Annotated in this window: 19 protein-coding genes; 10 read left to right on the forward strand and 9 right to left on the reverse strand. The window is 66.7% G+C overall.

Annotation, left to right across the window (positions count from 1 at the left end; genetic code table 11):
- Nucleotides 1–76: 76 nt before the first annotated feature.
- Both nagA and ABH941_RS22335 read right to left on the reverse strand, forming a co-directional pair.
- The gene (nagA, locus tag ABH941_RS22330) at nucleotides 77–1,342 is read right to left on the reverse strand and encodes an N-acetylglucosamine-6-phosphate deacetylase (protein ID WP_370131180.1); all 1,266 of its coding nucleotides are present in this window, start codon (nucleotides 1,340–1,342) and stop codon (nucleotides 77–79) included.
- Nucleotides 1,285–2,277, reverse strand: a complete 993-nt coding sequence (locus ABH941_RS22335) for an ROK family protein (protein ID WP_370131181.1) — start codon at nucleotides 2,275–2,277, stop codon at nucleotides 1,285–1,287. The genes nagA and ABH941_RS22335 overlap by 58 nt, the downstream gene beginning before the upstream one ends.
- A gap of 524 nt (nucleotides 2,278–2,801) precedes the next feature.
- On the opposite strand from ABH941_RS22335, the gene ABH941_RS22340 reads away from it, so the two are divergent.
- The 3 genes from ABH941_RS22340 (at nucleotide 2,802) to ABH941_RS22350 (ending at nucleotide 5,991) form a co-directional block, all read left to right on the forward strand.
- Nucleotides 2,802–4,058 (forward strand): extracellular solute-binding protein, encoded by a 1,257-nt coding sequence (locus ABH941_RS22340; RefSeq protein ID WP_370131182.1) that lies wholly within the window; start codon nucleotides 2,802–2,804, stop codon nucleotides 4,056–4,058.
- A 90-nt stretch (nucleotides 4,059–4,148) separates the two neighbouring features.
- Nucleotides 4,149–5,114: a carbohydrate ABC transporter permease gene (locus tag ABH941_RS22345; protein ID WP_370131183.1), complete on the forward strand. Its 966-nt coding sequence runs from the start codon at nucleotides 4,149–4,151 to the stop codon at nucleotides 5,112–5,114.
- 1 nt (nucleotide 5,115) lies between these two features.
- Entirely contained in the window at nucleotides 5,116–5,991 is an 876-nt protein-coding gene (locus tag ABH941_RS22350) for a carbohydrate ABC transporter permease (RefSeq protein ID WP_370131184.1), read from the forward strand.
- A gap of 68 nt (nucleotides 5,992–6,059) precedes the next feature.
- Here the strand turns inward: ABH941_RS22350 and ABH941_RS22355 are convergent, their stop codons facing one another.
- Nucleotides 6,060–6,410 (reverse strand): cupin domain-containing protein, encoded by a 351-nt coding sequence (locus ABH941_RS22355; protein WP_370131185.1) that lies wholly within the window; start codon nucleotides 6,408–6,410, stop codon nucleotides 6,060–6,062.
- Nucleotides 6,411–6,593: 183 nt separating this feature from the next.
- Between ABH941_RS22355 and ABH941_RS22360 the strand changes: the two genes are divergently transcribed.
- Nucleotides 6,594–7,097, forward strand: coding sequence for a hypothetical protein (locus tag ABH941_RS22360; RefSeq protein WP_370131186.1), 504 nt, complete (start codon nucleotides 6,594–6,596; stop codon nucleotides 7,095–7,097).
- Between the two features lie 61 nt (nucleotides 7,098–7,158).
- Here the strand turns inward: ABH941_RS22360 and ABH941_RS22365 are convergent, their stop codons facing one another.
- Nucleotides 7,159–7,710 (reverse strand): NUDIX domain-containing protein, encoded by a 552-nt coding sequence (locus ABH941_RS22365; protein ID WP_370131187.1) that lies wholly within the window; start codon nucleotides 7,708–7,710, stop codon nucleotides 7,159–7,161.
- A 10-nt stretch (nucleotides 7,711–7,720) separates the two neighbouring features.
- On the reverse strand, nucleotides 7,721–9,001 hold the full coding sequence (locus ABH941_RS22370; protein WP_370131188.1) for a helix-turn-helix domain-containing protein: 1,281 nt from the start codon (nucleotides 8,999–9,001) through the stop codon (nucleotides 7,721–7,723).
- 247 nt (nucleotides 9,002–9,248) lie between these two features.
- Here ABH941_RS22370 and ABH941_RS22375 point away from each other — a divergent pair, with 247 nt between their 5' ends.
- From ABH941_RS22375 to ABH941_RS22385, 3 genes are all read left to right on the forward strand, one after another.
- Nucleotides 9,249–9,479, forward strand: coding sequence for a hypothetical protein (locus ABH941_RS22375; protein WP_370131189.1), 231 nt, complete (start codon nucleotides 9,249–9,251; stop codon nucleotides 9,477–9,479).
- Entirely contained in the window at nucleotides 9,476–9,715 is a 240-nt protein-coding gene (locus ABH941_RS22380) for a hypothetical protein (RefSeq protein WP_370131190.1), read from the forward strand. Before ABH941_RS22375 ends, ABH941_RS22380 begins: the two co-directional genes overlap by 4 nt.
- A 593-nt stretch (nucleotides 9,716–10,308) precedes the next feature.
- The gene (locus ABH941_RS22385; protein ID WP_370131191.1) at nucleotides 10,309–10,590 is read left to right on the forward strand and encodes a hypothetical protein; all 282 of its coding nucleotides are present in this window, start codon (nucleotides 10,309–10,311) and stop codon (nucleotides 10,588–10,590) included.
- Nucleotides 10,591–10,768: 178 nt separating this feature from the next.
- Here the strand turns inward: ABH941_RS22385 and ABH941_RS22390 are convergent, their stop codons facing one another.
- Entirely contained in the window at nucleotides 10,769–11,200 is a 432-nt protein-coding gene (locus ABH941_RS22390; protein ID WP_370131192.1) for a DUF4259 domain-containing protein, read from the reverse strand.
- Between the two features lie 588 nt (nucleotides 11,201–11,788).
- Here ABH941_RS22390 and ABH941_RS22395 point away from each other — a divergent pair.
- The 3 genes from ABH941_RS22395 to ABH941_RS22405 all read left to right on the forward strand — a co-directional run bounded on the left by ABH941_RS22395 (nucleotide 11,789) and on the right by ABH941_RS22405 (nucleotide 13,233).
- The gene (locus tag ABH941_RS22395) at nucleotides 11,789–12,553 is read left to right on the forward strand and encodes a transposase family protein (RefSeq protein WP_370131193.1); all 765 of its coding nucleotides are present in this window, start codon (nucleotides 11,789–11,791) and stop codon (nucleotides 12,551–12,553) included.
- Nucleotides 12,554–12,642: 89 nt separating this feature from the next.
- A complete protein-coding gene (locus ABH941_RS22400; protein ID WP_370131194.1) occupies nucleotides 12,643–12,834 on the forward strand; it encodes a hypothetical protein in 192 nt (63 codons plus the stop codon).
- 207 nt (nucleotides 12,835–13,041) lie between these two features.
- A complete protein-coding gene (locus tag ABH941_RS22405; protein ID WP_370131195.1) occupies nucleotides 13,042–13,233 on the forward strand; it encodes a hypothetical protein in 192 nt (63 codons plus the stop codon).
- A gap of 1,114 nt (nucleotides 13,234–14,347) precedes the next feature.
- Here ABH941_RS22405 and ABH941_RS22410 read toward each other — a convergent pair.
- From ABH941_RS22410 to ABH941_RS22420, 3 genes are read right to left on the reverse strand one after another with little or no spacing between them, the layout of a single operon-like run.
- The gene (locus ABH941_RS22410) at nucleotides 14,348–14,587 is read right to left on the reverse strand and encodes a hypothetical protein (protein WP_370131292.1); all 240 of its coding nucleotides are present in this window, start codon (nucleotides 14,585–14,587) and stop codon (nucleotides 14,348–14,350) included.
- Nucleotides 14,502–15,281, reverse strand: coding sequence for a transposase domain-containing protein (locus ABH941_RS22415; protein WP_370131196.1), 780 nt, complete (start codon nucleotides 15,279–15,281; stop codon nucleotides 14,502–14,504). Before ABH941_RS22415 ends, ABH941_RS22410 begins: the two co-directional genes overlap by 86 nt.
- Nucleotides 15,282–15,288: 7 nt before the next feature.
- Nucleotides 15,289–16,146, reverse strand: coding sequence for a recombinase family protein (locus tag ABH941_RS22420; RefSeq protein WP_370131197.1), 858 nt, complete (start codon nucleotides 16,144–16,146; stop codon nucleotides 15,289–15,291).
- Nucleotides 16,147–16,324: the final 178 nt, after the last annotated feature.

Genomic DNA, 16,324 nt, shown 5'->3' on the forward strand with positions numbered 1-16,324 from the left:
GGCTCCTGACGTCGAAGCCCCCGCGGTTGCTGCCGCGGGGGCTTCGGTGCATCCGGAAGCGGCGGACGACGGCGGGTCAGACCTGGGCCGGGGCCCGGAACCGCTCCGCGCCGACCACCCACTCGCCCCGGCGCATCACCGCCACCAACGTGTGGGCGTCGTCCAGGACCACCAGGTCGGCGTCCTTGCCGACCTCGATCGAGCCGACCCGGTCGGCCACCCCGAGCAGCCGCGCCGGGTTCAGCGACAGCACCTGGGCCGCGCGGACCAGCGAGATCCCGTTCACGGCCACCGCGCGGCGGAAGGCCACGTCCAGGGTGAGCGTGCTGCCCGCGATGGAACCGCCCTCGACCAGCCGGGCCACCCCGTCCTCGACCCGGACCTGGAGCGGACCGAGGGGGTAGAGCCCGTCGCCGAAGCCGGCCGCCGCCATGGCGTCGGTGATCAGCGCGACCCGGTCTAGGCCCGCGCCGGTCATCGCCAGGTCGATGACGGCGGGGTGCAGGTGCACGCCGTCGCCGATCAGCTCGACGGTGATCCGCTCGTCCTCCAGCAGCGCCACGATCGGCCCCGGGGCGCGGTGGCCGATCGCCGGCATCGCGTTGAACAGGTGCGTGGCCACGGTGGCGCCGGCCTCGATGCCCTGCTGCACCTTGTCGTAGTGGGCGTCGGTGTGGCCGATGGCCGCGATCACGCCCAGCTCCTTGAGCAGCCGGATCGACTCGATCCCGCCCTCCAGCTCGGGGGCCAGGGTGACCATCTTCGCGGTGCCGCGGGCGGCGTCCACCAGCTTGCGGACCAGCGCCGGGTCCGGGTCGCGCAACAGATCGGGCCGGTGCGCGCCGCAGCGGTTGATGCTGATGAAAGGGCCCTCGAAGTGGACCCCCGCCAGCAGCCCGTCCTCGACCAGCTCGCTGAGCACCGAGGCCTGCCGGCAGAGCTCGTCGATCTCCCCGGTCACGGTGCTGGCGACGGTGGTGGTGGTGCCGTGCTCCAGGTGGGTACGGGCCGCGACCAGCGCCTCCTCGGCGATGCCGGAGGCGTAGGAGGCGCCGCCGCCGCCGTGGACGTGCATGTCCACGAAGCCGGGGACCACGGTGTAGCCACGGAGGTCGAGCAGAGGTGCTGTTCCGGCCGGCGGAGTCGGGCTGCCGTCGGAGCTGCTGACGTCGGCGCCGCTGACATCCGAGATCCGACCGTTCTCGACGGTCAGCCGTCCGTTCTCGACGACGCCGGTGGGCAGGACGAGCCTGGCCCCGGTCAGCACAGTGCGGTCCGCGTTGCTCACGCGGTCACCTCCAGTGAGAGCAGATCCCAGGCGAGCAGCCCTGCGCCCAGGCATCCGGCGGTGTCTTTGAGCATCGCCGGTACGAGCGTGGGCGGCACCTGGAACGTGATCCGTTCCTGGAGCGCGGCACGCAGGGGTGTGAACAGCGTTTCTCCGGCCTCGGCGAGACCGCCGCCGAGGATCACGGTGCGGGGGTCCAGCAGGCTCTGCACCACGATCAGGCCGTCGGCGAGGGCCGCGATCGCGTCGGCCCAGACCTGTTGGGCGCGCTTGTCGCCGGCCTCGACGGCGCGGGCGCAGTCGGCGGCGTCGGCGTCCGGGTCGCCGCTCGCCTCGGCCCAGGCCCGGGTGACGGCGGCGGCGGAGGCCAGGGTCTCCAGGCAGCCGTGGGCCCCGCAACCGCAGGGGGGTCCGTCGGGGCGGATCACGATGTGGCCGATCTCCCCGGCGTTGCCGTGGGCGCCGGCGTCGATCCGTCCGCCGATGCCGTAACCGCCGGCTATCCCGGTGCCCAGGGCGACGAAGAAGAACCGGTCCGCGCCCTTGCCGGCGCCGATCCGTCCCTCGGCGAAGGCCCCGGTGCGGACGTCGTGCCCGAGCACCACCGGCAACGGCTCGCCGTGGCCCGCCCGTCGCCCACCACCACCCTTATTCGGATGCCCTTCGGGCCACTGATTCAGCCGTTCGCCGAGCAGCCTGCGCAAAGGCAGGTCGCGCCAGCCCAGGTTGGCGGAGAACAGGGCGATGCCCTGCTCCTCGTCGATGGTCCCGGGCACGGCGACGCCGGCGGCCGCCGCGGCGGTGCCGTAGCGGCGCAGGCCCTCGTCGCGCAGGTGCGCGGCGAAGTCCAGGATGCCGGCGACGACCGCGTCGGTGCCCTGCTCCCTGCCGGTCGGACGGCGCTCCACATGGAGGAGGGTGCCGTCCTGGGCGACGAGTGCGGCTTTCATGCCGGTCCCGCCGACATCGAGTGCGATGACGTGCTTCACGGGGGACAGTCTCCCTTTCCAGGGGAGTAGAGGTCTAGTCCAGTTTGCGGATTGGTCTGGTCCAACCCGGAACTGGGCCGGAATCGGGGGATTTGTTGCCGTGCCACTACCGAACGTCACCCGACAGTGTCACCGTCCTGAGCTGCGCGGATGCCGATTCGGCCCGCGCTGTGGTCTAGACCAAGTGGAACCGCAGGTCACGGGCCTGTCGATTCCGCAAGGCTGTTCCACAAAATTCATCAGGAGAACCTGCGCGATCGTCACTGTAGGACATCTGGATGCCGTCCAGGGCGCGATGGCTGAGGGATATTCAGACCCTTTGTCCGAATTGTCGTTGCAAGGGCTGCAACGAAGTCCAGCGATTCGGTAAATGGTGTAGACCTCTTGTGGGACGCGTGGCCAGACTGACCGACACAACAGGGACGGCAGATCTCGAGGCACCACTGCCGACCTTGGACTCACATTCGGACCCGGCCAGGACCGGGTTCGCATCTGCGAAGGCGGTAGTTCCAGTGAAGCGTCGTTTGCTTGCACTCTCTGCGCTCGGTGTCGCGGGCGTGATGGCCCTCTCGGCCTGTAGCAGCAGTTCCAAGTCGTCCGGGTCGAGCGCCAGCGGCAACGTCACCCTCAAGCTGCTCGCCCCCGACTACGGCACGGCCGGCGGCCCGGACAGCTCCCAGACGTACTGGCAGGGCATCGCCGACGACTTCCACAAGGCGAACCCGACCATCACCGTCCAGGTGACGACCGTCGCCTGGACCAACTGGGACCAGGTCGGCACCCAGCTGCAGAACAAGCAGTACCCGGACATCCTGCTCGGCGACGCGCCGCAGGAGCTGGCCGCGAGCAACCTGCTCTACCCGCTGACCGACGTGATGTCGGCGAGCACCATCAGCAACCTGATCCCGGTGTTCGCCAAGCAGGAGGACTCCAACGGCGTCGCCTACGGCGCCCCGTTCACCACCAGCTCCCGCGCGCTGTTCTACAACAAGAAGCTCTTCGCCGCGGCCAAGATCGCCTCCCCGCCGAAGACCTGGGCCGACATCCAGACCGACGCCGCCAAGATCAAGGCGCTGGGCAACGGCACCATCGGCTACGGCCTGCCGCTCGGCCCCGAGGAGGCCCAGGCCGAGTCCTTCCTGTGGATGCTGGGCAACGGCGGCGGCTACGTCGACGCCTCCGGCAAGTACGCCATCAACTCGGCGGCCAACATCGAGACCTTCAAGTTCCTGACCCAGCTGGTCAAGGCGGGCGACACCGAGCCCAGCCCGGCGACCGTGAACCGCACCAAGGACACCTGGGCGGCGTTCGCCGACGGCACCGTCGGCATGGCCGGCGGGTCCGGTGCGCTGATCCCGTCCATCACCAAGGCCGGCAAGCTGACCAGTGCCGACTACGGTGTGACCACCATGCCCGGCAAGACCGGCCCGCTGACCCAGGCCCTCGCGGTCCACGACGACGTCACCGCGTTCAAGGCCGGCGGCCACGCGGCCCAGATCAAGCAGTTCCTGGACTTCGCCTACGCCGACAAGTACCAGATCCAGTTCGACAAGGAGTACTCGCTGCTGCCCGCCACGACCAGCGCGTCCACGTCGCTCTCGGCCTCGGACCCCATCGCGGCCGGCTTCCTGGCCACCGTCCCCAACGCGGTGGTCTACCCGTCCAACTCCAACTGGAACACGGTGAAGACCAAGATCCAGCAGACCATCGGCACCGCGGCACAGGGCACCGACCCCGCCACGGTCCTCGGCGCCCTGCAGACCTTCGCCAGCAACAACTAGTCCGTCCGCACGAAGTCCGCACTGCCGGCGGCCGACGCAGCGAATCCTCTCGCTGCGCCGGCCTCCGGCGCGCACCGCATGGAGAAGACCATGACGCAAACGACTCAGGCCAGCGTGCGGGGGTCGGCTCCCGACCCGGGTGGGGCACCACGCCGGCAACCGCGCCGAACCGGTGCACTGGTACGGGCGCTGGCGCCGCTGCCCTGGATCGGACCGGCCATCGGCCTGATCCTCTTCGTGGTGATCTGGCCGGTCATCGCGATGTTCCAGACCTCCCGCGAGCACTACTCCTCACTGGGCGTGCTGATCGGCTCCGCGGGCTGGAACAACTTCACCAGACTCTTCGCCGAGGCCGACCTCGGCGGAGTCGTCGTGCGCACGGTCATCTGGGTCGTCGCAGTCGTCGGGATGACGGTGCTGATCTCGCTGGGCGTCGCCCAGCTGTTCAACAAGGAGTTCCCGGGCCGCCGGTTCGCCCGCTGGGCCCTGATCGCCCCCTGGGCCGCCTCCGTGGTGATGACCTCCATCATCTTCAAGTGGATGCTGGACCCCAACAACGGCGTCGTCTACGTCCTGCTGAAGCAGCTCGGCGTGGTCAAGAACTTCAACACCAACGACACCAACTGGCTCGGCGACCCGACCACGGCGTTCTGGTGCGCGGTCTTCGTCGCGGTCTTCGTCTCGATCCCGTTCACCACCTACGCCCTGCTGGCCGGCCTGCAGGCGGTCCCGTCCGACGTCTACGAGGCGGCCAAGCTCGACGGCGCCAACCCGCTGCGGACCTACTGGTCGATCACCCTGCCGCTGCTGCGCCCCGCGCTGCTGGTGGCGGCCCTGATCAATGTGATGAACGTCTTCAACTCCTTCCCGATCATCTGGGAGTTGAGCGGTGGCGGCCCCGGCAGCCAGTCGGCGACCACCACGATCTTCATGTACCAGCTCAAGCAGTCGAGCATCGGCGAGGCCGCGGCGATGTCGGTGGTCAACTTCGGCTTCATCATCGTGATCGTCCTGCTGTTCCTGCGGGCGTCCAAGTGGAATTCCGCGGAGGACTGACATGACCACCCAAACCATCGCCGCGCCCGCGCGGTCCGCCCGGGGGGCCGCTCCGCGTCGCAACCTGCCGCGGCTCAGGACGATCGTCCTCGCGGGCAGCGCCTATGTGATCGGCCTCATCTTCCTGCTGCCGTACCTGGAAATGGTCATCACGGCGCTGCGGCCGGCGGGGGAGATCAAGGACCGCAACTACCTGCCGCACCACTTCGACTTCTCCAACTTCACCAACATCTGGTCCACCGGGCTCGGCACCAACCTGTCGGTGAGCCTGGAGATCGCGGTCGGCTCCACCGCGCTGGTGCTGCTGGTGGCGATCCCGGCCGCGTACTACACCGCGCGGCGCGACTTCCGCGGCAAGAAGCTGTTCCTGCTGCTGGTGCTGATCACCCAGATGTTCCAGCCCACCGCGATGATCGTCGGCATCTACCGCGAGTTCCTCACCTTCAACATGATCGACTCGGTCTGGGCGCTGATCCTGGTGAACGCCGGGTTCAACATGGCCTTCGCGGTGTGGATCCTGAACGCCTACTTCGGCGCGATCCCCAAGGAGATCGAGGAGGCCGCGGTCGTCGACGGCTGCAGCCGGGTCGGCGCCATGTTCCGGGTGATCATCCCGCTGGCGATGCCCGGCATCGTCACCGCGCTCATCTTCACCTTCATCGCCGCGTGGAACGAGTTCATCGTCGCCCTGACCCTGATCTCGTCCCTGGACAAGCAGCCGCTGACGGTCAAGACGTCCGACTACATCGGCCAGTACTCCACCGACTGGCAGCACCTGTTCGCCGGCTCGGTGATCGCCACCATCCCGGTGATCATCCTGTTCGCGCTGATCGAGGGCAAGGTCGTCTCCGGGCTGACCTCCGGGTCCGTGAAGTAGCGGATCGCGGAACGGCGAAGCGCGGGCCCCGGCAGAGTCGCCGGGACCCGCGCTTCTGTGTCCGCTTGTCAGCCGAGGGTGATGTGGTAGGCCTTGCGCAGGGTCTCGTGGACCTTCCACACCGTCCTGTCGCCCTCGCGCAGCACGCAGGCGTCGCCGGGGCCGACGTCGAAGGTGTCGCCTCCCTCGACGGCGATCGTGGCCCGGCCGCTGACGACGACGAACAGCTCGTTGGCCTCGGTGTCGCTCACCGTGCCCGGGGTGATCTGCCAGATCCCGCGGATCTGCTGCCCGTCCTCCGACTCCCACAGGACCTTGCCGGAGACCTCGGGGCTGCCCGCGATGATCTGCGACGGGTCGAGCGGGTCGGGCTCCAGGTCGGCGTCCGGGACGTGTACGGCGAAGCTCGTGCTGGTCATAGCCTCGACGCTAGCCTCCGGGGGAGGCGGCCGGGCAGCAGCACTGTGTGTCGTACCCGGGCGGAAACTTCCACTATGTATACCCTCCCCGGGCTCTGAGCCCCCGAGCTAGGGGTGCTGCGAGGGGGCAGGGCTTCGGCTCGTGAGGCAGCTTATCCATGGTCGCCGCGTACTCTTTCGGGCATGGATTCGAGCGACGGGCAACTCATGCCCGAGGCCCTGCGTGCTCTGGCTGATGTACCTCTTGAGCTGGACGGTGCGGGGCTGCGCTTTCTGCCGGGCTTCCTGCCCGTCGAAATGACGGTGCTGTGGATCCGTGACATCGTCGCTCCTGGTCGAGCCACGCCGAACGACTTCCTCGTCTTCGGCGAAACCTGCGTCGATGAGATCGACTACACCGCGTTCTGGCTCGTCCGGCCGGGTGCGGCGATCGAGGACCAGCCCGTCGTGAGCATCGGTTACGGTGCTCCTCAACTCCTCGCCGCCAGCCTCGCCGACTTCTTGTGGTTCCTGGCCGACGCGTTCAACCCCAAGGGCATCGACGGTCGGCTAGAGGATTCCGCCAACTACGAACTGATACGCATCGCTGGGCGCTTCGCCCCGGACAACCGGCAGACCTGCACTAGCGCGGAAAGTCGAGCCGCCGAGGAGTTCCCCAATTTCGCGGATCTCTTCGTCCGGAACTGACACGGGGACAAGAATCTGTCGGGTCACTCACACGCTGCGCCGAATCCTTCTGCCGCGCACCTCAGTCTTCTCGGCGCTTCGCCAGCCGGTACGGACCGAGGTAGTAGGAGATTGCGGTCAGCGAGGGGCCATCGGCAACTTCCCCTTCGGTAACGAGCTTGATCACGTCATCGGTGGGGATCCACTCGACTCGGGATGACTCGCTGAGGTCGGTTGGTGCGCCGATGTGGGTGCATTCGGTGGCGTGGAAGCTGCTGAAGCGCATGGTGGAGAGGCCGCTCAACGCGTTGTAGCTGGTCATCGGGGCGATGTGGCCTGGGCGCCAGCCGGTTTCCTCCTCGATCTCGCGTCGGATTGCCTCGGCGGGTTCCTCGCCGGGATCGGTCCAGCCGGCCGGGACCTCCCAACCCCAGGTGTCGGGGATGAAGCGGTGCCGCCAAATGAGCAGCATGCGGTCTTGGTCGTCGGTGACGACGGCGGTGGTGGAGGCTCGGGGCATGGTGAGGACGTGGTGGTCGACTCGGCCGATGCCGGGGATGTCGACGTCGTCGAGCCAGACGTTGACCCAGTCGCTGGCGTAGACCAGGCGTCGCCCGTGGCTCTCCCACTGCACGTGGTTCTCCTCAGATGGTCGGTTGTGCCGAGGTGTCCGCTACCCGCTCCGTGAGCGCTGCAACTGCGGTGCTGGTCTGCCATGGGTCCAGTTGCGAGCGTAGCCCGTTGGCACGGTTGATGATCGGTTGCACCATGCTGTCTTGGGCCATGTCGAGGGCTGTTTGAGCAAGGCGGCAGGCTTCCTCGACTTCGTTCTGTCCGATCCGGCACTGCGCGAGATCGAACGTCAGCAGCGCGCGGCCCTTGGCATCGCCTGCGTCTCGCTTGTCGACGGCGGCGGACAACTGGCGGTCGGCCTCTATGAAGTCGCCGATGAGCAACATGCTGCTGCCTGCGATGCCGTCGAAGCGTGCGGCGTTGAAGAAGTCGATGCCGCCGGGGTCCTCGGCTTGGGTGAGGTCGACAGCGGACCTGTTCAGGGCTTCCAGGGTCTGTGTCTGGTTGCCGACGGCGGCGTGTGCGCGGGCGAGGTTGGCGTTGATCCAGGCTCGTCGGCGGGCGGGGGCTGAGGCGGACAGGGCCTGTGCCTGGGCGAGGAGGGCGACTGCCTCTTCGGGGCGTTTGGAGAAGTACGGGCCGATGCTCTGCATGGTCAGCAGCCACGCCATCAGTGCGGCGTCTTCAGCTTCCTGCGCTGCGATCTGGCCGACGTGGAACAAGGCGGCGGACTGGCTGATGTCGTTGACGTCGATGAAGGCGTTGCCCGCCAGCCCCGCCAGGGTGCCGAGCAATTGGACGACCTTGCGCCGGGTCTTGAGGGACTGCGGCCGGTCCAGGAGCAGCTGGATCTTTGACAGCTGCTGGACCATCTGCGGGAGGAGCTGCCCGGGTGGCGAGGAGGGATAGAGAGTCGCGTTGGTGAAGACAGCGGCCTCTAGGGCCGCCAGGGCCTCTGCGCTGACCTCGGAGCGGGTGAGCGTGTCGAGCAGCTCCCACGTCTCAACAGCGGGCACAGGCGGCGCTGAGAGGGCGGAGGCGTGGGTCTCCCAGGGGCGTGCTGGCAGTCCCAGGAGGTGACCGGGGATCCCGAGTCCGTCAGCGATGCGTTCGATCACCTGGGGTCCCCGGATCCTGCGGTCGCCCCGGATCACGTCGCCGATGCGGGCGCTGGTCATCTTGCCGACGGCAGCGGCAATGTCGGCCTGACTGGCCCCCGCGCGCCTGTTGACGAGGCGAAAGATTTCCTGGATATCCCGGTTCGCACACGCCTGCTGCATGGCCGGGCTGTTCAGTAACTCGTCGGAGATGGTCAAAGGGTAGTGCATTCCGCGCGTCGCGTGTTCGGTCATTGCTCGCCCCGTGCATCGGAAATGCCGGGTTTCAGGCTATGGCCGAACGGGGTTACGGGGTACCCCGTTTCGTCCGATGGGGTACCCCCGGCTGCGTTCCATCAGACCTGTCGGAGGGCGACTCTGGGGGAGCCGGGATGCAAGCGATCTCCGCCGACCTGCTGACCAGGGACGGATGGTTGCCCCGGACGTGCTGATCCGCTTGCGGCCGGATCACATGATCGCTTCTGGGAGAGAGGAGTGCGTCGTGACTGTTTCCGTGGATGCTGAGCTGGCGTCTCGGGTCACTCCGGTGTCGTTCTGCGCCGATTTCGATCACGCGGCAATGGTGTGGCGGGTCACGGTCGATGGCGAGGTGGCACAGGGCTCGGACGGCCTCCCATTGCGCTGGTTCAGCTTCAGCGCTGCCTACGCCTTCAAGGAGCAGTTGCGGCGAGAGGCCGGGTACGGCTCGGGGATGTGGGGGCGGGGACTGTGACGACCGATGAGGGCACGCCGGTATTTGGGATCGGCGCGGTGATCGTGGACACCTGTTCAGGGTTGACCGGCATCGTGACCGATGTTCGTGACGGCCGCCTGTACCTGCGCCCGCCCCGCTGGGGCGAGGAATGGGAGGCAATGCCCGCACAAGTGCGTGCGGCCACCGAGCGCGAGCAGCTGTCTGCTGGCGTTGCCGAGCAGAACTTGCGCAGCCGGATGAGGAGCTGGTCCTGAAGATGCGATTGCCGACAGCAGCCTGACGGATCGCCGGACGCGGCTCGATGTTCCGCTGTGGCTACTGCCGCTGCTGGGTGTGCGTTGCGGCCGGACGGCTGGCCACCGTCCACGGCCAGGCGCACCCGGTGCACGCATGGCACCCGATACGAGCTGGCGAAAGCCGCTCGCCACGGTGAGGCCACAAGACGACCTGCCTGAGAAACCCGCCACGACGGCACCTGTCGCACAGGCGGGTCCACGGGTGGGCGGTGGTCACCGCTCTTGAGGGAGAGAGTGGCCACCGACGGAGCAGACCCCATTGCGATGCCCGGCCTTCCGCCTGGTTGGCCTGCTCCGTGCAACTCCCGCGCGCGGTGGACGGCCTCTGCTGCGCACGGGACGGGACCCTGGTCCCGGTCCTCGTCTGGGGCCAGGGTCCGCCAGGTGATCAACAACCGAAGAGTTAGGGAACCGGACCACCCGCAAACCTTGGCGGGATAGGGGTGGTCCGGGTGCGAACCCTGGTGGTGATCCTACCGGGGCGTTCGTGCGTGCGTTCGGCCCTGCACAAGAGAGTTGAGTGTTTCTCAGGACTCGGGAGGGCTACACGGATGGCGTACGAAGAGGAGAACGAGGCGGCGGCGTTCATGGTCGACCTCGACCCGGACGAGTGGCTGCGGCTGCTGGGGGTGGACTATGTGGCGGGGCGCGAGGCGGACGGGGCGGCGGAGACACTCAACCTCGCCCAGTTCGCGGTCGGCCTGGATCGGGAACATGCGCGGGCGACGGCGAACACGCGGGCCGATGGACAGTGTGTGGTGCGTCTCAAGGCGACCGTATACGGTGCGTGCCGCCTGGCTCATCTTCTGGCGCGGGCGGTGGAGGGCGGCTAAGCCGATGCTGGCGAGTAGCGGCCCTGAGCTGGGCTCTGATGGCGCTGCGCGTCGGCCGGCGGGGGCGGTGGGTTCAGCTCCGCAGGAACCACGATGGTCCCCGCCGCCGTCCCGATACCCCTATGGATCGTCAACACCTCTGTTCTGGGTCCTCGGACGACCGAGTGAGTGCATCGACTCAGATGTCGAAGAGTGGGATGTCGTGCGAGGGCGGTGGCAGGGTGAGGATCAAACGTAGGCGGTTCATCATTGCGAGCCACTCGCGCCCATCGCCTGAATCGACCCATGCTTCGGTCAGCCCGGACTCGTCGCTGGCGATGCGTTCGAGGGCCTCCGTGGCGAGCGGACGAAGGTCGGCGGCGAAGCTTGGCATCGGCTCCTCTGGGCCGTGGCCAGAGGCGATCGGCTCACCGCCAGGGCATTGAGCTGCGATCAGCGCTGTGGCGGCTACTGCCTCTTCCCATTCGGTCACGTGCCCGGTGGTTCTGACAGTGCGGGTCAGCACGCCGCGAACCAGTGCTTCGCGGTCGTCCGCGTCGGCCTGGTCCAGTGAGATGGCGAAATCTGCGGCAGTGTCGTTGTCGAAGGGGCCGGTGTTCCAGGTGCCCAAAGTGGTCTCCTCGTTTCATCCTTCGAAAATTTTTGCACTCACCACCGACAGACGAGCTGTGGTGCCGCTGACAGGGAGGGACGGGGGAGCAGTCGGCGGTTGTCATCGTTGTGTCCGCTTGGCTAACGTTGCACGGCCCGGGGGCGGCCCATGACCTACGTGAACACTGCTTCATCGGCAGTTGGTGATACAGTCCACGCGTCGTCAGTTGAGGCTAGGGGCAGGAGCAGGGGGTTCGATTCCCCCAGCAACCTTCCTCGTGCTCGTTTCGGTCGCGGTGGTCATCAGGTTCGTGGTTTTTGCCCTAGGAAATTCGAAGCAAGAGAACCCAAACCATCACGTCGAGGAAACGAGGAACATCATGAGTGAAGAGCGGAAGTGCCAGGTCGTACTTAAGGTGGCCGGAACGGTCGTTGAAGGCTCTGCGGCAGGTCTGCTGCTCCCCGCCTGAGCTGACGAACTAGAGCCTCGAGCCCACTGTTGGGTTCGGGGCTCTTTTGCGCTGCAGCGAACGAGAGCTGTACAACGCAGTGAAGCTCCTGGTAGACGGGTTCACGACCAAGAACATCCGCACCGCCAGGAGCTTCGGTGCTTGTCTACCCGTCCGGGATCTCCCTGTCCAGTTCGACCCTGCAGTTCCTCACCCGTCACCTGCGTCGGCGCCGCCGGGAAATCGGCAGCCGGTGGCGGCGCCTGACACCCGGGCGTCAGGCCCTGCCCGCCCTCGCGCACCTGCGCTGCGGTGACACCTACAGCCAACTGGCCGCCGCGTTCGGCATCGGCATCGCCACCGTCTACCGCTACATCCGCGAAGCCGTCGATGTCCTGTCCGCCCTCGCCCCCAGCCTCGAACAGGCCGTCACAACCGCAGCCACCAAAGCCTTCGTGATCCTGGACGGCACCCTGCGGCCCATCGACCGTATCGCCGCCGGCCGGCCCTTCTACTCCGGCAAACACAAGAAGCACGGCATGAACGTGCAGGTCATCACCGACCCGTTCGGCCGCCTGCTCTGGGCCTCACCCGCGCTGCCCGGCGCCGTCCACGACATCAAGGCCGCCCGCACCCACAACATCCCCGCCGCCCTGGCCCAGGCGGGCATCCGCTGCTGGGCGGACAAGGCCTACCAAGGAGCCGGCGGCACCGTCCGCGTCCCCTACCGGGGCCGCTGGGACAAGCTCTCCGAAGGCCAGCGAGCCGTCAACGCCTCCCACGCCAAGATCCGCGCACGCGGCGAACAGGCCATGGCCACCCTCAAAGCCTGGCGGCTCCTACGCAAACTCCGCTGCGGTACCACCCGCATCACCAAAATCGTCCAGGCCGTCCTCACCCTCCACCCCGCGGCATCAGCCTGAAGTCGGAAAAGGCTCACTCCCTCGGTCCCACGGCCCCGGCAAGGGCTGAGCAGCCCAATCGAGACTCTGGGCTCAGGTGGGCGGGTCTGATGGTCATCGTGACCGACGGGATGCTTTGGCAGGCCGACTCGATGAGGGCGACAGATCTGTACGGTATTCAGGACATGGCTCGGACACTGAGAGAGAAAGATCAAGTACGCCAGGAGAGGAGGAAAGTGCAGGTCTCCACACTGATCGAGCTGGAGTTACCAATGATCAAAGGTACCTGGCGTGGCGAATAATGTTGTCGTGAGTGGCCTGAATCAGTTCATCTTCTTGCGCCACGGCCCTAGGATGTTGCCGTTCAACACAGCCTCAGGCATGCCTAAACGCGCGTGGAAACTCCGGTAGGCCTGGAGTGATATGTGAATACGGAGTCGAAGCACTAAGATCGCGTTTTGAAGGCTGCCTAGTCTTCCGTATTCCCCACTACCCGCGATTGGGCCCCCATGAACATGTCCGCAGGAACGATCAAGAAGTCGGCTGTCGACCGTGGCGCCGAAGCTGGGCGACGTCCTCTGGCTCGACTGGCCGATGACGCCATGCGTGAGGGTCAGTCGGCCACCACCATGCTCGGCCGGGTGCTTAAGGAGACCGGTCGCAAGAACATCGAGGTCGCTGCTTTTGCTTCCAGCGTCTGATCACCGCGGGCTCCCCATCGGTACCCACGCACACGGACGCTGTGGTTCCTTATCGTCAGTTCGTTGTGAAGCTCCACAGTCGTTGCGATCTTGCCTGTGACCATTGCTACATCTACGAACACGCCGACACGCAGTGGAAGGGACGACCAAAAGTCGCCTCGGGTGACGTGCTGCCCCAAAGCGCGAAACGAATCACCAAGCTCGCCAGGGTGTAACCAGTGTCTGCGTGCTTGACCTGTGTATTCATGCCAATGGAGTGGAGCTAGACCGGCGATTTCTTGATCTTTTCGCCGAGTGCAACATTGAGGCATCTGCCCTTCCGTCGCAGCGCCTCGCTCAAACTTCCGCATTCCCACTACCCGCGATTGGGCCCCCATGCCTCCAGCGCGTGATCCCGCCTTGCCAAAAACTCCAGCAAAACCCAATGATCGCAGGACCCGCCTGTTGGTCTTCCTCGCCAGTCTCGCCATCCTGCTTGCGAGCGCTCTGCTCTTGGTGCTCGTGGGCCATCAGAACATTGTCGAGGTCACAGGCTTCCTGGCCCCATTCTTGCCTCTCCTGGCGGTCTTGCCGGCGGTACGCGGGCGGAGCGACGACCGTTAGCACGATCGACGGAGTGCAACTGGGGCGCATCGAGGTCGCTGCCTTCGGTAGTACCACCGTTGTACGAGTAGAACGTCGCCACGCAGTCGGCCCGCTCATCACCTTCTACTCCTACAAGGGCGGCATTGCCGAGCGCTAGGCGCACACAGCTCCCCGGACGCAAACGCCTGTTCGACAATCCGTACGGCGGCGTCAGAGGAGTGCACACCGGCCCCGGACTCACCTCCGCGCCCTAATTGGGATCGTGTCGCTTGTCGTGCAACACCGGTGCCTTTAGCCGGGAGGTGGGGTGTCAAGGGTGCTGTCCGGCCGGGCAGGAGGTTGTCCAGCACGGCCCGCCCGATGGGCCCGACCAGGGATACCGCCGGGTCGACCGCGTTCTGGCTCTGAGCGGTGATGATCTGGTCGGCCGCGGCTTGGAACAGCACGGTGAAACTCATCCGCTGGGCGGACAGGCCCGGTGTGGCGAACGCGATGTCACCGGCCGTCCGGATCAACGCCTGGTACGTGGTCAGCAGCGCGAAGATTTCCTGTCCAGGCCCGGGACGCTGCGCGAGCGCAGGACCCTTCCGTCGAGGATCGTGGATTTCAATGAGAAGTAGCAGGTCTCCGCCTGCCACCTGCGGTGGTAGGGCTCGAGCAGGTCGACGGCGGGGTAGCGCTGGTCATCGAGCAGGTTGGTCAGCAGGCGCCACAGCTCGGTATGCCGGGTCCCATCGGCCAGGGTGACAGCGACCCGTGCCTCTATCACCCGGACCTCGAGCCGTCCGTATCCGCGTCCGGCCCGGTGCTCGCGGCTGCAGATGGTGGTCAGGTAGGAGCCGTCGGCAAGGGCGTGGCGCAGAGCCGATGCGGTCGGACCCGAACGCCGCGCCCAGAAAGGCGCGGGTCCCGCACTCGACGATGGCCACCAGGCGCACCAGCGGATGGCCGAAGGTGCGGAGCGTGCCGATGTGCTTGCGGTAGTACCAGGTCACGGCCTCCTCGTCGGGTGCCGACAGGGTCGTACGGTCGATTGCCACCAGGTGCAGCCCCCGGTAGAGCGCGCACGCCTGGCTCCGGTCGGCCACCGGGCCGGCCAGCACGTCGAACAGCCGGCGCAGCGGCTCACTGCGCAGTCGGCGCCGGGCCCGCGACAAAGAGGAGGAACACGGACAGGGCCCCCGGGAGCCGATCAGGCCCGCTGTGAGCTTGTCCCAGACCGCTCGGTAGGAGGAGCGCTCGAAGAACACGAGGGCCAGCACGAAATACACCACGACCCGTGCCGGAAGCAGCCGCAGCCTCCGCTCCCGTGTGCCCGTCTCCTCAAGGACCGCATCGACCAACTCGGAGTCGATGATCTGCGTCAACTCGCCCAGATGGCCCGGCGCGTACACATCCGGGGCTAAGGTGCTGGACCGACCACTGACAGACTTCTGCGACAACGGGACCTCCGGACCACTCATCCCCGCCCTAGACACCACGGGGACTACCAGAGGTCCCGCCCCCTTGGCAGGGACTACGCGCCCCTGAAGCAGCGGTGTTGCACGCCAAGGGACGCCGTCGGGGCTTGGGAGCGGTGGCCTTGGTCAGCGCGTCTCGGGTCGCGCGGTCCCACAGCGGTTCAGCCAACCGGACAGGGCGTCCATCCTTGCCGACCACCGGACGGCCACCACGCATGAGGTAGCGCAAGGCTGCCTCGCTTGTGAGGATGAAATGGACGGTCTTGGCGTTCCATTGGGAGCCAGCCAGCGGACGACCGTAAAGCTGCGCTCGTCGGTCGGTGGGGGAGGGCACTCCTTCCCGGGTGAGATGAGTGGCCTCCGTGGCGTAGGTGATCTTGCCGGTTTCGTCGGTGAGGATGCGCTCCGCCACCTCACGAATGATCTCGGCGGCAACCGGGTCGATTTCAACGTGGTCGACTTTGCCTGTGGGGACCAGACGCACGAACTTGTAGCCGTATGACGGCTTCTGTTTGGGTATGCCTGCTTCACGCGCACGCACAGCCTCGTCGCTGTTGCGCTTCTGAATCGCCCTCAGTTCCATCTGTGAGCCCCACGCCTTGATGGGCCACTCGTTCTCGTCGTTCGGGTTGCTGAAGTCCCATACTCCGGCGCGGTCCGCCGTGATGATCTTCCTGCCTTGGCCGGTCAGAAGGTCCTGCGTGTTGAGAGTGTCCCGAACGTTGCGGCCCACCCGGTCCACGCTCGCGGCTGCGATGCCGTTGTACGGTCCCATTTCCTCGCGCAGCCATGGACCGAAACCCGGACGCTTGAGGGGGTCGGTTGCCCCTGACACCTCCAGCTTCGGCCCACGCGATGGTGTGGCCACCAACCTCCGCAACCGCGGTGAAGATCTGTCCACCTTGCCGCTCCGGGGAGCTGGTCGCGTCAGTCTTGCGGGAGAGACGTATCCACTCCCACAAGGCACATCCCGCAGCCGTCATACTCGGTGGTGAGCACGGCATCCATCATGGTGTACCCCTGTCGCATCGGTGTGCGGATTGAGG

Origin of the sequence: Streptacidiphilus sp. EB103A, from assembly GCF_041261405.1 — a bacterium.
GTDB lineage: Bacteria > Actinomycetota > Actinomycetes > Streptomycetales > Streptomycetaceae > Streptacidiphilus.

Excerpts from the sequence above, each read along its gene's own strand:
- ABH941_RS22385 (WP_370131191.1), top strand. The coding sequence starts at position 10,309 with ATGGCGTACGAAGAGGAGAACGAGGCGGCGGCGTTCATGGTCGACCTC.
- nagA (WP_370131180.1), bottom strand. The coding sequence starts at position 1,342 with ATGCCTGGGCGCAGGGCTGCTCGCCTGGGATCTGCTCTCACTGGAGGT.
- ABH941_RS22355 (WP_370131185.1), bottom strand. The coding sequence starts at position 6,410 with ATGACCAGCACGAGCTTCGCCGTACACGTCCCGGACGCCGACCTGGAG.
- ABH941_RS22405 (WP_370131195.1), top strand. The coding sequence starts at position 13,042 with ATGAACATGTCCGCAGGAACGATCAAGAAGTCGGCTGTCGACCGTGGC.
- ABH941_RS22345 (WP_370131183.1), top strand. The coding sequence starts at position 4,149 with ATGACGCAAACGACTCAGGCCAGCGTGCGGGGGTCGGCTCCCGACCCG.
- ABH941_RS22360 (WP_370131186.1), top strand. The coding sequence starts at position 6,594 with ATGGATTCGAGCGACGGGCAACTCATGCCCGAGGCCCTGCGTGCTCTG.
- ABH941_RS22415 (WP_370131196.1), bottom strand. The coding sequence starts at position 15,281 with ATGAGTGGTCCGGAGGTCCCGTTGTCGCAGAAGTCTGTCAGTGGTCGG.
- ABH941_RS22370 (WP_370131188.1), bottom strand. The coding sequence starts at position 9,001 with ATGACCGAACACGCGACGCGCGGAATGCACTACCCTTTGACCATCTCC.
- ABH941_RS22350 (WP_370131184.1), top strand. The coding sequence starts at position 5,116 with ATGACCACCCAAACCATCGCCGCGCCCGCGCGGTCCGCCCGGGGGGCC.
- ABH941_RS22400 (WP_370131194.1), top strand. The coding sequence starts at position 12,643 with ATGGTCATCGTGACCGACGGGATGCTTTGGCAGGCCGACTCGATGAGG.